The organism is Sporosarcina koreensis (assembly GCF_001531445.1).
Taxonomy (GTDB): Bacteria; Bacillota; Bacilli; order Bacillales_A; family Planococcaceae; genus Sporosarcina; species Sporosarcina koreensis_C.
In genome coordinates, this window is sequence record NZ_LQYA01000101.1 from 15,454 (window position 1) to 29,199 (window position 13,746).

Sequence of the window (13,746 nt, forward strand, 5' to 3'; positions counted from 1 at the left end):
TAAAGTTTCACTTGTTATTATGGGATAAATTTCGAAGGTGGGATATTGTGCTTCGTAGAAATGGAAGTGGGTCGTCCCACCTAAATAGTGCCTCAACTTTTTTCCCCTTCAACCCTTCAATCCATTTTCCAAAAGTCATTTCTCCCCTACTTCGCTTTTGAAGAAATGAGATGAAATCACGAACTAGATACACCCATTTGACACCTTCCCATTGACTAGTGACAGGTGTTGGATTTTGTCCTGTAAGAGACAGATAATACAAGTAAGCTAAATCTACGCCACACGCGATTGATAACCGCTGAGTTAGTCCAATTCGAGAATTAATCTCTATAAACTTCAACTCTCCATCCCTTTGATCTCTTTTGAATTCCGTAATGGCCAAGCCTTTAAATTGAAGTTGTGAGAGGAAAGATACAGCCTTTTGAATCACTTCTTCATCTCTTACACTTACGACCATTGCTGAGGAACCATAGTCTGGAGGGAATTGATGGATTTTTTGATTCATATAAACGCCTATCAAATTCATTTGTTCATCAAAAAATGTTTTGACTGAGTAAATGCAAGTCTCATCTCCAGGAATGATTTCCTGGATCATCAATTCACCATACGGCAGGTAAGTAAGGTATTTTTCCCGTAATTCTGATGCCTTCTCCACTACAATCGCTTTCTTGTACAGTCGATGACTGATTCGCTTACGGAAAGCTGAAGAATTGATAGGTTTTAAAATACATGGAAAGCTAATATCATCGATGATTTCTTCAAGATACTCCTCATCATATATCGTGAAAACTTTAGGGCATGGAACGTTATTTTTTGCGGCGAGATCATATGTCAGCCTTTTATCCAATACTGCGTCTACTAGTGATTTCGCTGGAAGTAAGAAGCGGTAATACCGGGACAATATATTTCTATGATTCGATATGAAATGGACAAAGTCATCTGACCCTGCATAAAGTACCGGACTTTCACTGAATTTCTCACCGAGCTGGATAAGGAATTTCAATAATTCTTTTCTTTCTGTGATGGGGTTCGGACAAATACCACAATTGGCATGACGGGTTTTGCCAATTGCATATTTCCCTTCCACATCGTACGCAAAGACATTAATCTTTTTTTCTTTCAAACTTCTCACGATTCCAATGCCAGTTGCACTTAAATCAAGAACAACAGCGTGAATATCATGTCTCATCCTTTCGCCCCCTTAAGAAAAGAATGATAAATCGCTTCGATTCGTGTAACCATTGTTGAACTCCGTAAATTCTTTTCGGCATAACTCGTAGCATTTGCAGCTATTCTTTCTCTTAACGCCGGGTCGCCAAGAAGGGATAGAATTTTTTCAGCTAATTGCTTCGAATTCCCAGGATCAGTTAGTAATCCGGTATGGTTATTTTGAATAATTTCCGGAATGCCGCCAATTTTCGTTGAAATAATTGCCTTATTTGCAAACATCGCTTCGATAATTGCAAGCGGCAGTGTATCGCTCGTAGTCGGTAATATGAAAATATCGGACTGACTTAATAGCTTATTTATATCTTTTCTTTCGCCAAGAAATTTGACTTCTTTTAAATTCAAAGCTTCCACTTGATCTTCCAGTTCTTCTCTTACTTCTCCATCACCAACAATCCATACTTCAACATTTGTTAATTTGCCTTTTATTGAGGCAAGCGCCTCAAACAGGTATTTATGGCCCTTGCGTGGACGAAGACGAGAAATACAAGTGATAACGGTTTTATCCTTTTTTGTTATTTTTGATGTTTTTTTAGTTTCCAATTTAACATCGATACCCGTGTAAACCGTTGTAATTTTGTCATCCTTGGCCCCTAATTTCTTCAATACGGGGCGGAAGACTTCACAAAGTGTAATGACTTTGTCCGAAACTTCTATAGCTTTTCGATCCAATGATAAGAAATATGTCTCTTCCACCGTTCCTTGTTCAAGCATCCCTAAATCGAGTCTTCGTTGTGTCATAAAACCATGTGGAGTAAATAGTAGCGGCTTTTTGTACTCTTCGTTTACTCTCCCTACTACAATTGCTGTAAAACGATCCTGTGCGTGGAAAATATCATATTTCTCTAAATCCAGTTCCCTTAAGTTCATCTCGTAAAGAGAAAGTCGACAATTTTCCTTTACGATCTTGTTACTGTAGGTTTGATAACGATTCTTGTAAAATCGTTTGGTCTCCTCGGTAATTCTCTTTCTCAGTCCCTTTGAGTTATCTGAAAAACTATTCGAAGAAAAAACATCAACAATATGGCCTAACTTTTCTAAGCCTTTTTTAAGCGTTGTTATATAATTTTGAAGACCACCGACAACTGGGTAATCCCAGTATGTCGTTAGTAAAATCCGTAGTTTTTTTTGTTTCCCACTTTCGAACTTTTTCCTGTTTTTCTTCTTGTTCCTTATCTGTTTTCCATCATCGCTAAAAGTCACGCCATAGTATTTATCAGTTGCAACAACAAGGTAAGGATACGGAATCGACATTGAATCGATATCGGTCATTTCCATACTCTCCTAATGATTTCAAATGCTTCAGCATACTCGACTCCGATGGTCATGCCACGCATTCGGGCTAAATATTCGACACCTTTATAAGATCGCGGATGGGGAAACAGCCTCATTTCAACATCATAAAACTTTAGAGCCTCTATTTTTTTATCAATGGTATCTGTAATGTCGACAAAATAAGTCGGTTTAAAATTCTTGTTATCCGACTGTTGACCCCATTCACTGGAGGAGACTGTTTCGAAACAAATAAGTTCAACAGGTTTTTTTCCTGGTAACGGCCGGGTTGCCGTTAGGACAGCTTGGAACAGGATTTGGTGATCCCTGTTCACATCGCCATAATGATGGGTGAAAATTATTGAAGGATCATATTTTTCGATTAACTCTTCGATATCTTTAGTAAGAACATGTAATGGCATCATTTCTAACAATAGATTTGGATGTTCAAGAAATATTACTTCGTCTATCCCTATGTGTTTATTTGCATTTAACACAATCTGATCCATATGATGTTCTTCTTCCTTACGTCCTTTGGCAACAATAACGGTGATAACGTTATATCCTTCATTCATTAATTTCTTCAATGTTCCACCGCTCCCGAGTAGCTCGTCATCAGGGTGTGCTGCTATGACTAATACATTTCCTTTCATTTTTTTCACCTCTCAATATGATTCACTCATTTCTCAACTCCTTTTATGTATATGAAACTACTTTCTTGTTCCGATAGACAGAAGCGGATTCTGCTAAAATGAAGTGGCATCAAAGTGGTTCTACATACCAAAAAACCTCCTAACCATCGCTGAAATGTGATCATCACATTACACGAAAAAGGTTAGAAGGCGTGTCCGACGCATACCTGTAGGTTTTGATGAAAAATTCCTTTCAATCTAGGAGCTTAAATTCAAAGGTTTTGTAAATAATCTACAAAAAGTGAATTCTACTTAATAATTATCCAAGTGTACCTTCTTCAAAGTGTGGAAGAACCCTTTTAGCTTCGAACTTATATTGTTGGACTTGTAATACTTTTAAATATAGATCCATGACGATTTTTTCCCTTAGTCTATTGAAACTTGCCTCTGGGCCCACCGCAACCGGTGAAAAATCAAGTTCATAGAAGTTAGCACCAAGTAGCTCGCCATATGGTTGCTCGTTGTATTTCACTTGGTTCTGGAAGAAATACTTATCTAAACGCGGAACCGTTTCGTTATGATCGTTAAGGAATTGCGCTTTACTACTATCGGAAATTCCAATTACAGGATAAACGAGAAAGTCATCCTTAGTAAGTTCGGTAAATCCTGAGAATCCTACATCTGCAATTCGATCACGGATCGCTCCATTGCAACTGCTGGAAGAGTATTCAATATTCTTGCGGATGTACCCAGATACATACAACTTGGCTTTTCTTACTTCGAAATAGCCTGTATCCCCAATCTCCTTGAATTTGACCGGAACCAGTTTTACCTGATCCAAGAATACGTTCTTGGTGACCCGCTTAATTTCCGTTGCGGCTGGAGTCAACAAAATGTCGGATTCTAAAACAATTTGAATCTTCCTTTCCGCTAAAACAACGGGTACTTTAATCGTTGGATGACGGGTATCTTTTCTAAAATCTATATCATCATCGTGAAAAGGTATTTGTTGATAGGATGTCACCTCACAGGCAGGGACAACAGGCAATTGTTCAGAGTTACCGCTCATTAAAGATCATCTCCTTGAATATTTGTAACTTACATTACTACATTATGCTTGCTCGACACCCTGGTACGGGCAAACTGGCATATTAGCATGTATTTACAGACATTCTTATGGATGTCGATTTATCCAAGGAGATTTCTGTTTTTGATAGAGGATTAGGTGAATTGCGGAATTTATTTGTTTCACCGAACAATGACAATTTTGGAATCCAGATGTCTTCTTGCTCACTTCTATTTCAACATTCTAGGCTTATACATTTTTGCGGTGCTAGATTTCCCTACAATTCACTTGAATTCCCTGTTCCTGCAAGAGCTGGACAACCAATTCTATTGTCATTATTTCATGTAATAGATTCCCTGTTCTTTTTTGAGAACTCTCGTTTCCATTTGATATCGCAGTATACTCGATATTTTGTACGATAAGTCCTTCTATTAATAGCATTCCATTGGTGACTAAACGAGTCCCTTCCTCTTGCGCTTTAGCATATCGGTTTGGGATAAAATCGCAATTTGTTAAGACAACATCTTTGGAGACTTCTTTAATTCTAACAGCCTCATCTCCAAACAAAACCTCTTCTTCTATACATATCTCGATTTTATATTCTCCCACTACAACCGGGACTCTAATCTTAATGGACTCATGAGGTTGTTTTGATTTCCTTTTTTTAGCTGAACGGTGTAAAGGATCAATTGAAGATTTGGCGATAGTAGTATTTTTTCGGGATCGATAGCCTGCAGATTTTTTTGTTAAATAAACGATCTCATGGATGGTAGATTTTATTAGCTGGCAAGTAGGCTTATGCGGGTAATAGGCGGTCGTACTTATGAATTTTGAATCAATTTCAAAACTTTGTGCTTTCGGGTCGTGAAACTCAATTGTATTTTGGCTGACTTCACCAGATAGAGGTACATGCAGAAAATCATCAATTTCTATATAGGTTGAAAACGGAGTTTCAGTAACCTTACGAAAAACACTGTCGTCTTCCGAAAACAGATCTGCGTCATCCGACGTTCCTTGCCCATCGACTTCGTCCCTTTCCAATCTTTCATTTGAATTATCAATTGTATCTGGGGTTAAAAATTGCTCTGTTTCTGATTTTGGTTGATCAATCTTATTAGATGCCTCTATTAGATTGCTTTGGACTTTCGTCAATAGATTTACCAACTGAACGATACCGTCTTGTTTGGCAACCCGATTTCTTTCTTTTAGATTAATACTGCTGAGAATATCAGCTTCTTCAAGAATTTTTTTCTCTTTGTCCAATTCAATTTGACTAGAAGCAGCGTCAATTACATGAATCTCCCCCATCTCGTGATCGTTGAATGCAACAGGTTCATGATTCATCTCAGTAGCTGGAGCCTCTTCAATTTTCGGCAATTCAGGAACAAGTGATAACTCAAATGGAAGATTCGACCGGATTTCTTCTACCAGTTGAGATAGGCCGAACTTTATGAACACCTCCCTATCCTTTTTCAGGCCTATACATTTTGTGATGTCTAAATTACCCGGTAAATCGGTTTTAGATTTATACTCTATATAGTAATTGGCGATAGTGGATTGCGAGCGAATCGCTGAATTTAATTCTTCCACGATTTGATGAATCGTTTCTCTATTCATTTCATCAGGTATGTTAGGAAGATCTTGCTGGGTTCCAATTGAATTGCCAATCTTCGGTTTTACTTCATTTGGATCAGCAGGACTAGGAGATGCATCTAATTTGCTGTAATCACAATCTGTTTCTGTTTGTATAGCTTCGTTTGTACCTTTAGATTGTAGTTTACTTCGTTCGAAAGGCGAGGTGAAAGAAAATGTGGTCTGTCGCTTTCGATCAAATTGATCGATCCCCTTATAATTAATCCACGGAGTTTTCATAACATTCACTCCCAATTAAACTAATATCTATAGTAATTTATGCAATTTTTTCGGTATGGGTGACCATTGCCGTCGCATTATGTCTAGACTCCCGCACAATTAAAAAATAAAATAGAAAGCAAACAGATAAACCTTCAGTTAACTCAGCGTATTCAATAGATAAATCTCCATATTCAATAGATAACCCACCTATCCCAACAAAAAAACCGGTGAGCCGGCCACCCCACATCTAATCGACTCACCGCTCTACTTATATAATTAACAAATTAACATTTCATTTCCCTTCCACAGCTTCCCAAATCCTGGCTTCCAACTCTCCCCAATGCATTTCCTTTTCCTCAGCCGTCCACCCCATAATGACCGACATGTACTCGACGACTTCTTGTTTCCATTTATTCACCCAATCGATATCAAAGAATACAGCCCCTGTTCGCCGTATGAAAAAGTCGACTGGAGTCACGGCCATTTCGTAGTCAATCGCATATTGCAAGACGAGTTTGATAGATAGAGGCAACGGCGAGTCTGATAGTACATTATCCACCAAGCCGGCAATAATCCGTGTATTGGTTCCGTACATAGCTGCAATGCTTGTAGCATCCTCTAATGAAATTTCAAGTTTAGAGAGCTTATTTGACTCATCTATTATGAAACTTTTATAGTCGCGCGGATCACGAAAATCACCTCCGGACAATCGAAGTTCTTTTGTAACAGAGTTCTTGCTGCTGATTCCTTCAGTTCGTAATTGTTCACATAATAGATCCGTGATTGTTTCGGCCATTTTTCGATAGCCGGTCAGCTTGCCGCCTGCGATGGTGATCAGGCCGGTTTCAGAAGTCCAGATTTCATCTTTTCGCGAAATTTCGGATGGGCCTTTCCCTTCCTGGCGGATGAGCGGTCTGACGCCAGCCCATGTTGACTCCACATCTTGTCTTCCTACTCGAACTTGCGGGAACATGAAGTGGATGCTGTCGAGTAAATAGTTAATGTCCTCTTCAGTTGCCTGTGGTAGTTGAAGATCTCCTTTATATTCCGTATCCGTTGTTCCAATATATGCTTTACCGTTCCGCGGGATAGCAAATACCATTCGTCCATCGGGTGTATCGAAATAGATTGCTTGCTGTAGCGGGAATTTGCTTCCATCTATAACGATATGGACACCTTTGGAATGAAACAGGCTCTTCCCTTCAATTTTGCGGTCCATGCCAATGACGCTCTCCACCCAAGGTCCAGTCGCATTGACAATCCTACTCCCCCTCACTCGGTATTTCGATCCAGAAACCAGATCTTTGAAATAAAGGCCATTCACCTTGCCAGAAGCATCGTATGTGAAGGATTCAGCTTTTGCATAATTAATTAATGCAGCTCCATGTTCGAAAGCTTTCTTCGCCACTTCAATTGTTAGCCGCGCATCATCGGTACGATATTCGACATAATATCCGCTGCCGATTAAACCTGTCTTGTTCAGCAACGGCTCCCGCTGTACCGTTTGTTTACGGTCTAGCATTTTGCGGCGCTCATTCTTTTTGACGCCAGCCAAGAAATCATATACTTTCAAGCCAACTGAAGTGGAATACTTGCCAAAAGTCCCTTTTTTGTAAATCGGAAGCAGCATCCATTCAGGATGTGTCACATGGGGAGCATTCCGATAGACAACTTCCCTTTCTTTGCCGACTTCTGCCACCATGCCAACTTCAAATTGCTTTAAATAACGTAAGCCCCCGTGCACCAACTTTGTGGATCGACTTGAAGTGCCCGCAGCGAAGTCCTGCATTTCAACAAGGACGGTTTTCAACCCTCTTGTGACACAGTCCAGCGCAATCCCGACGCCCGTAATCCCCCCTCCAACGATGACAACATCATAGTGTTGGTCGTCCAACTTTTGTAAAATGACTTCACGATCTGTAAAAGAAAAAGTCTTCATTAGTAACACTCCTCCATAGAAAATGGCCATTACAAGAGCCCTGCATAGTTGCAGGGGTTGCAATGGCCTTCTCTGTGATCTCTGACCTTATTAATTATATTTTTTCGCACTTTCCTTGTGGTAGTATAGATTTATGTGACGTACTAGAAAGGATGAACAAAATGAAGTTAGTCGATATGGTCGAATCTCAAATGATAGCCTCTGTAAAAAGCGAAGCAGACTTACAACCCGCCCTAAATTCCAATGCAAATATCGTTTTTCTCTTGACTGGTAATCTGATGACAATCGCTGATTATATTCAACAGCTTCGCGCTGCGGACAAGCATGTATTTCTCCATCTCGACTTTATTGACGGGCTTTCCAATTCCAAAAATGCGCTTAACTATGTCGCAGAATACTGGAATCCGACAGGTATCATCACAACGAAAAGCCATATTGTGAAAATGGCCAATGAAGTTGGCTTAAAAACGATTCAGCGGATTTTCCTGCTGGATTGGGGCGCTATTAATAAAGGAATCGAAATGGTTAAATCGTGCAAGCCGGATGCAGTGGAAATCCTGCCTGGCATCATGCCGAAAATAATTGATCAGTTATCGCGGGAGCTTGACTTCCCAATCATTGCCGGAGGGCTCATCACCGATATTTCAGAAGTCCATGCTGCCCTTGAAGCGGGCGCATTGGCCGTCTCTTCAGGCAACCCCGACATGTGGAACTTTGATTTATAAGGAAGCGATATCTTTTACGCTCTCCAAGACAAAGTCGGGTTGATGTGCAGCACTTTCCAACATTCCTTCAGTCGTAATGCCTGACAGGACAAGGACTGAATGGATTCCAGCATCGTTTGCCATTTTAATATCCGTTTCCAAACGATCACCTACCATATAACATTGATCCGCCTTCATACCTAACACATTGCCCAAGACGTATTCAGCCATTAAGGATGAAGGTTTTCCAGTAATCATTTTCACTTGTTCACCAGTAGCTCCTTCAAGGGCACCAATCATAGCGCCGCAATCCGGGATTTCACCATCCTTGACCGGACAAGTCCGGTCAGGGTTGGTCGCCAGAATTTCGGCCCCATTTCGCCATGCTTGGAAGGCATTATTCAATTTGTCATACGTGAATTGCCGATCCCATCCCAATACAACATGAGTGGCGCTGGCGGGATTATCCGCCAGCTTTATATTTTCATTCGCCAGTTCTTCGAATAAAGGGCCTTCGCCGATTACGTAGACGGAATCGTTCTCGTCCATAACTGTTTTTAAATAATGTGCAGTAATGTAATTGGAATTAATGACTTCGCTAAGCTCGACGTTAATCCCCATAAGATTCAATTTCTCAACATACTCTTTACGATTCGCAATTGATTTATTCGTCAGGAAAACCACTTTATCCCCACGCTCTTTCAGCGTTTTTATCGCTTCCGAGGCTCCATCGATAATATGATCGTCAAGATATATCGTTCCATCCAAGTCAAAGATAAAACCTTTCAACACCCTCACCCCAAGTCAATTATGCCAAAACATAAGTTGTTCTGAACTTTCTCTTCGCTCTTTAAATTAAAGCCGTTGTTTTTTCCCAATCAGATTGGCAATACCTTGTAAGATCAGCACCAAAGCGACGAGAACGACAGACATCGCTGCTGCTGAATAGTACTCTGCCCGAAGAATGTTTTGGAAGATCGCCAAACTCATCGGCGCCCATTCAGGCGGTGCAAGCAAGATCGAAACACTCGCCTCTTTAATGACCGTAATGAATACGAGAACGGATCCCGCTGCAATTCCCGGCAGCATTAACGGTCCTACAATGGTTATTGCCGCAGTCAAAGGGGTAGCCCCGAGATTCACTGCTGCTTCTTCAATATCCTGTTTGATTGCCCGCATCGATCCCATTGTCGAGCGGACCATATAAGGAAGTCGTCGAATTGTATAAGCGATGATCAGTAGCACAGCAGTCCCTGTCAATTGTAGAGGTGCCGTATTGAAAGTTTGGATTAACGCAATCCCGAAAGCGATGCCCGGGACGACTAATGGAATAGAAGCGACGAAATCCAATTTCGCGGAATTCTGTCGGACAACAAAATACGATACGAACGTTGCGACAATAACACTTAACACCAATGCGCCCGTTGCGAGCATAATACTGTTTTGAATATTACCCATGGACGTTGAAAAGATTGTTTTATAGTGGTTCAATGTATAGCCGCTCGGCAATAAGTCTTTCCCCCATGTTGTTGCAACGGATTGAAGTGCTACAGAAAGCATCGCCAACACCGGAATTAAGACGACAATAAGGGAATAGCCAGATAGGACACGCGTCAATAATTTATTTTCAATCAATTTCTGCTGCTTTGGCTTTCCGGAAACGGAGCCATAGTTTTTCCCTTTCGTAAACAAGTGCTGGAGATAGAAAAAGAATGCAGCCACTATGACCATTACAACAGTAAGAATTGCCGCCCCGCCCCAGTTGAAGAAACCTGATATTTCTCGATACGCTTCAACTACAAGCAAATTCAATTCTTTTGGTGCAAGAACGATCGGGCTTCCGAAATCCGAGAAGCTTACCGTAAAGATGAGCAATGCACTCGATATGACGCCTGGCAATGCAAGCGGGAACGTCACAAAGATAAAGGTGAACCAGTTTTTCGCCCCCAGATTCTGAGAGGCCTCTTCCAAACTGATATCACTCACTTTGAACGCTGCCACTAACGGCCATAATGCATAAGGGAAAAAGAAGAATACTTGCACGGCAACGACCCCCGCCATCGAATAGGGGTTCAATAGCATGCCTTCCCCGCCTAGCGCGTTATAGATTTGTGTCACCCATCCGGCCCGGCCGAACATGATGATAAACGCATATGCAGAAATGAAAGTCGGTACGATCAATGGAATCATGCATAGTGCAGATATCGTCTTTTTGAACGGCATTTTCGTCCTTGCAATCCCATATGCAAGGGGAATACAAATAAGGATGATGATGATTGTAACCGTAAACGCCAACACAAGGCTGTTTTTCAAAGCATAAAAGTAGCCAGCCCCCGAGAAAATCCTTTTATAATTATCCATTGAAATGTTCTTGAACTTTTCTAGTGTTGAATTAAAAATCGCTGGATCTGTCAAGGAGCCTAGTAGATTGGTCGGTTCACCGGTAAAACTAACAACGAAAACAGAAAAAAGCGGAAGCAACATGAACAGACCGAAGAATGCATAAATGAGGACTTTTACGACCGTCAAACCACTGAAGCTGTTTTTAATGCGGTTCATATTAACAGCACCCTCTCGTGATCTACAGTTAACTTGACTTTCTTCCCTTCCTCAAAAATATTAGCGCCTGAGGAATAAGTTGTATCGACAATTAATTGATAAGAACCGACTTGAACATCGTATCGGACAATCGATCCTAAATACGTAGACATGATGACAGTTCCTTCAATTACATTCGTATGTGCATGATCAATCACACTGTCCGCGGCTTCCACTTTCACGTGCTCCGGGCGGATGATGACATCGACTTCTTGTTTCTTCGCTTTATTTGAAGAACGGAGTAAAAACCCTTCTCCTTTGACGATAGTGAATCCACTCTCTTCTCCTTCGACAGTACCTTTCAAAATATTTGAAGTACCTACGAAATTCGCGATGAATGGCGTAGAAGGATTACTGTATAGATCTGTCGGCGTGCCGATTTGAACAATATGGCCTTTATCCATAACCGCAACCCGGTCCGCCATACTCATCGCCTCTTCTTGATCGTGCGTGACGAAAATCGTTGTGATGCCTAAATCCTGTTGGATCGATCGAATCGTGTTCCTCATAGAGTGACGCAATTTCTGATCCAAGTTGGATAACGGCTCATCCATGAGAAGTACAGCGGGCTCCATGACTAAAGCCCTTGCCAAGGCTACCCTTTGCTGCTGGCCGCCCGATAACTCGCTCGTCAGACGATCCGCATGATTTTCCAATTCAACATACTTTAATATTTCCATCACTTTGTTTTTCAGTTCGACCGGATACTTTCCAAAACGCCTCGTCAACAGACGTGTGTATATCCCCATTTGTTTAATCGGATTGCTCGCATTGAGTTCCTTGATATTCAAACTGTAAGCAACGTTTTCAAACACATTCATATGTGGAAACAGTGCATAGCTTTGAAAGACCATACCGCAATTCCGACGATTTGCCGGAATCTTTTCCACTTCACGATTCCCTATGTAAATGGATCCCGACGAAGGATTTTCAAATCCTGCGATACACCGCATCGTTGTCGTTTTCCCACATCCCGAAGGACCGAGAAGAGCGAAAAATTCGCCCTCCTCGATATCAAGGTTAATGTCGTGAAGAGCAGTAAAGTCCCCAAACGTCTTTGTCATATTTTCAATTTTTACTGACCCCATACATATCACCCTTACTTATTGAAATTTGTCTTTCCATTCGTTACGAACGCGATCGTAGTTTTCATTCACCCAATCGATATCTAAATCCACCGCGTGTTCTTTTACCTTTTCAAGCGTCAATGGAGTTTTCGACTCTACTTTCGGATTGATTGGAATATGGTACCAATCTGCCATGATTTGTTGAGCTTCCTCGGACAAAAGGAAATCGATGAACTTCTTACCGCCTTCAGCATTCGGGCCACCTTCAATCAATGTTGCAGGGTTGACGAGCACCGGTGTCTTATCAGGTACGACGAAGTCTACAGTTTCACCTTTCGCTTTTTGCTCATATGCCATGAAGTCGAATCCGATGCCGATATGCGCTTCACCCATCGCTACCGCTTTTGTAGGCGCAGAGCCTGAGTCAGGAATCGAGTTCGCTTGCTTCACGAGCTTCTCAAAATACTCCCAAGCTTCCTCTTCACCTTGCTGCATCATCTGATCCATAACCATTAGAGTGGCTGTACCGGACGCTGCAGGATTCGGGAACTGGATCTTCCCTTCCCATTTCGGATCAAGCAAGTCTGCCCACGTCTTAGGAGCTTCCTCTTCAGTAACCAAATCCGTGTTATAAGAGAAACCTAATACGAATAGTTCAACGCCGACATATTTACCATCTTCATGCTTCAATTTAATACCGTTCTCTACAACATCCCAGTCCGCCGCAAAATCCGGTATGTAAGAAGCTAGGATTCCACGATCTACTGCAGCTTCAAACGGCAGAATGCCTCCTCCGCCATACCAAACATCCGCTTGAGGGTTGTCCTTCTCAGCCATCATCCGATTGACAAGGATATTCGTTCCCGCGTATTGTACGTCGACTTTCTCATCGTACAATTCCTCATATTTCTGAGCCAATTCCTTCGTGAAATCAGGTGTTTCCGGTGAATAAAGAGTAATCCTGTCCCCTTTTCCACTTCCGCCTTCTGATGCTCCCCCTGCACAACCGGCCAACAATCCTGTTGCCAATAAGATACTAGCAGCTATTCCACCAAATCTTTTCATGAAAATCCCCCTAATATTTTTTTAGGCAAGAAAAAAGAGAAGAACGCCAAATGAACCCCTTTTTCAAGAAAGGGCTTACATTTTAGGCTTTCATCTCATCGTCTCTGCCTATATTTAACTATCCATAGTATACAGTAGATTCGTATAATTGCAATAGATTATTTTGTTTTTCAACCTACTATTTGCATCGTTCATTCATTTTCTTCTTTTCTATTACCTCTGAGACTGTCACCCTAGTAGGCAAATTAGTTCATAGGAAATGGATATTGTTGTGATTCAGGTAGAAAAGAATTGTTTTTACTCCTTTCCAATATTATAACCT

Annotated in this window: 11 protein-coding genes; 1 reads left to right on the plus strand and 10 read right to left on the minus strand. The window is 41.3% G+C overall.

Annotated elements, in window-relative coordinates; genetic code table 11:
• Positions 1-7: 7 nt before the first annotated feature.
• The 6 genes from AWV70_RS11910 to AWV70_RS11935 all read right to left on the minus strand — a co-directional run bounded on the left by AWV70_RS11910 (position 8) and on the right by AWV70_RS11935 (position 7,990).
• Positions 8-1,189, minus strand: a complete 1,182-nt coding sequence (locus AWV70_RS11910; protein WP_060207330.1) for an ATP-grasp domain-containing protein — start codon at positions 1,187-1,189, stop codon at positions 8-10.
• On the minus strand, positions 1,186-2,499 hold the full coding sequence (locus AWV70_RS11915) for a glycosyltransferase family 4 protein (protein ID WP_060207331.1): 1,314 nt from the start codon (positions 2,497-2,499) through the stop codon (positions 1,186-1,188). The genes AWV70_RS11910 and AWV70_RS11915 overlap by 4 nt, the downstream gene beginning before the upstream one ends.
• The gene (locus tag AWV70_RS11920; protein WP_060207332.1) at positions 2,496-3,152 is read right to left on the minus strand and encodes a PIG-L deacetylase family protein; all 657 of its coding nucleotides are present in this window, start codon (positions 3,150-3,152) and stop codon (positions 2,496-2,498) included. Before AWV70_RS11920 ends, AWV70_RS11915 begins: the two co-directional genes overlap by 4 nt.
• Before the next feature lie 298 nt (positions 3,153-3,450).
• Entirely contained in the window at positions 3,451-4,200 is a 750-nt protein-coding gene (locus AWV70_RS11925) for a CsxC family protein (RefSeq protein ID WP_060207334.1), read from the minus strand.
• Positions 4,201-4,464: 264 nt separating this feature from the next.
• On the minus strand, positions 4,465-6,069 hold the full coding sequence (locus tag AWV70_RS11930) for a BC_2427 family protein (RefSeq protein ID WP_060207335.1): 1,605 nt from the start codon (positions 6,067-6,069) through the stop codon (positions 4,465-4,467).
• 274 nt (positions 6,070-6,343) lie between these two features.
• Complete coding sequence (locus tag AWV70_RS11935) at positions 6,344-7,990, minus strand: glycerol-3-phosphate dehydrogenase/oxidase (protein WP_060207337.1); 1,647 nt, start codon at positions 7,988-7,990, stop codon at positions 6,344-6,346.
• A 161-nt stretch (positions 7,991-8,151) separates the two neighbouring features.
• Here AWV70_RS11935 and AWV70_RS11940 point away from each other — a divergent pair, with 161 nt between their 5' ends.
• Entirely contained in the window at positions 8,152-8,715 is a 564-nt protein-coding gene (locus AWV70_RS11940; protein WP_060207339.1) for a glycerol-3-phosphate responsive antiterminator, read from the plus strand.
• On the opposite strand, the gene AWV70_RS11945 is transcribed toward AWV70_RS11940, so the two are convergent.
• The 4 genes from AWV70_RS11945 to AWV70_RS11960 form a co-directional block, all read right to left on the minus strand.
• Positions 8,710-9,486 carry an HAD-IIA family hydrolase gene (locus AWV70_RS11945; protein WP_060207341.1) on the minus strand — a complete coding sequence of 259 codons (777 nt, stop codon included), beginning with the start codon at positions 9,484-9,486 and terminating at the stop codon, positions 8,710-8,712. The two genes, AWV70_RS11940 and AWV70_RS11945, sit on opposite strands and share 6 nt — an antisense overlap.
• A 63-nt stretch (positions 9,487-9,549) precedes the next feature.
• Positions 9,550-11,253, minus strand: a complete 1,704-nt coding sequence (locus tag AWV70_RS11950) for an ABC transporter permease (protein WP_060207343.1) — start codon at positions 11,251-11,253, stop codon at positions 9,550-9,552.
• Positions 11,250-12,380 (minus strand): ABC transporter ATP-binding protein, encoded by a 1,131-nt coding sequence (locus tag AWV70_RS11955; protein WP_060207344.1) that lies wholly within the window; start codon positions 12,378-12,380, stop codon positions 11,250-11,252. The genes AWV70_RS11950 and AWV70_RS11955 overlap by 4 nt, the downstream gene beginning before the upstream one ends.
• Before the next feature lie 15 nt (positions 12,381-12,395).
• Complete coding sequence (locus AWV70_RS11960; RefSeq protein ID WP_060207345.1) at positions 12,396-13,424, minus strand: ABC transporter substrate-binding protein; 1,029 nt, start codon at positions 13,422-13,424, stop codon at positions 12,396-12,398.
• Positions 13,425-13,746 lie beyond the last annotated feature (322 nt).

Bases quoted from the DNA above. Each gene is read 5' to 3' on its own strand.
- AWV70_RS11910 (WP_060207330.1), bottom strand. From the start codon at position 1,189: ATGAGACATGATATTCACGCTGTTGTTCTTGATTTAAGTGCAACTGGC.
- AWV70_RS11915 (WP_060207331.1), bottom strand. From the start codon at position 2,499: ATGACCGATATCGATTCAATGTCGATTCCGTATCCTTACCTTGTTGTT.
- AWV70_RS11920 (WP_060207332.1), bottom strand. From the start codon at position 3,152: ATGAAAGGAAATGTATTAGTCATAGCAGCACACCCTGATGACGAGCTA.
- AWV70_RS11925 (WP_060207334.1), bottom strand. From the start codon at position 4,200: ATGAGCGGTAACTCTGAACAATTGCCTGTTGTCCCTGCCTGTGAGGTG.
- AWV70_RS11930 (WP_060207335.1), bottom strand. From the start codon at position 6,069: ATGAAAACTCCGTGGATTAATTATAAGGGGATCGATCAATTTGATCGA.
- AWV70_RS11935 (WP_060207337.1), bottom strand. From the start codon at position 7,990: ATGAAGACTTTTTCTTTTACAGATCGTGAAGTCATTTTACAAAAGTTG.
- AWV70_RS11940 (WP_060207339.1), top strand. From the start codon at position 8,152: ATGAAGTTAGTCGATATGGTCGAATCTCAAATGATAGCCTCTGTAAAA.
- AWV70_RS11950 (WP_060207343.1), bottom strand. From the start codon at position 11,253: ATGAACCGCATTAAAAACAGCTTCAGTGGTTTGACGGTCGTAAAAGTC.
- AWV70_RS11955 (WP_060207344.1), bottom strand. From the start codon at position 12,380: ATGGGGTCAGTAAAAATTGAAAATATGACAAAGACGTTTGGGGACTTT.
- AWV70_RS11960 (WP_060207345.1), bottom strand. From the start codon at position 13,424: ATGAAAAGATTTGGTGGAATAGCTGCTAGTATCTTATTGGCAACAGGA.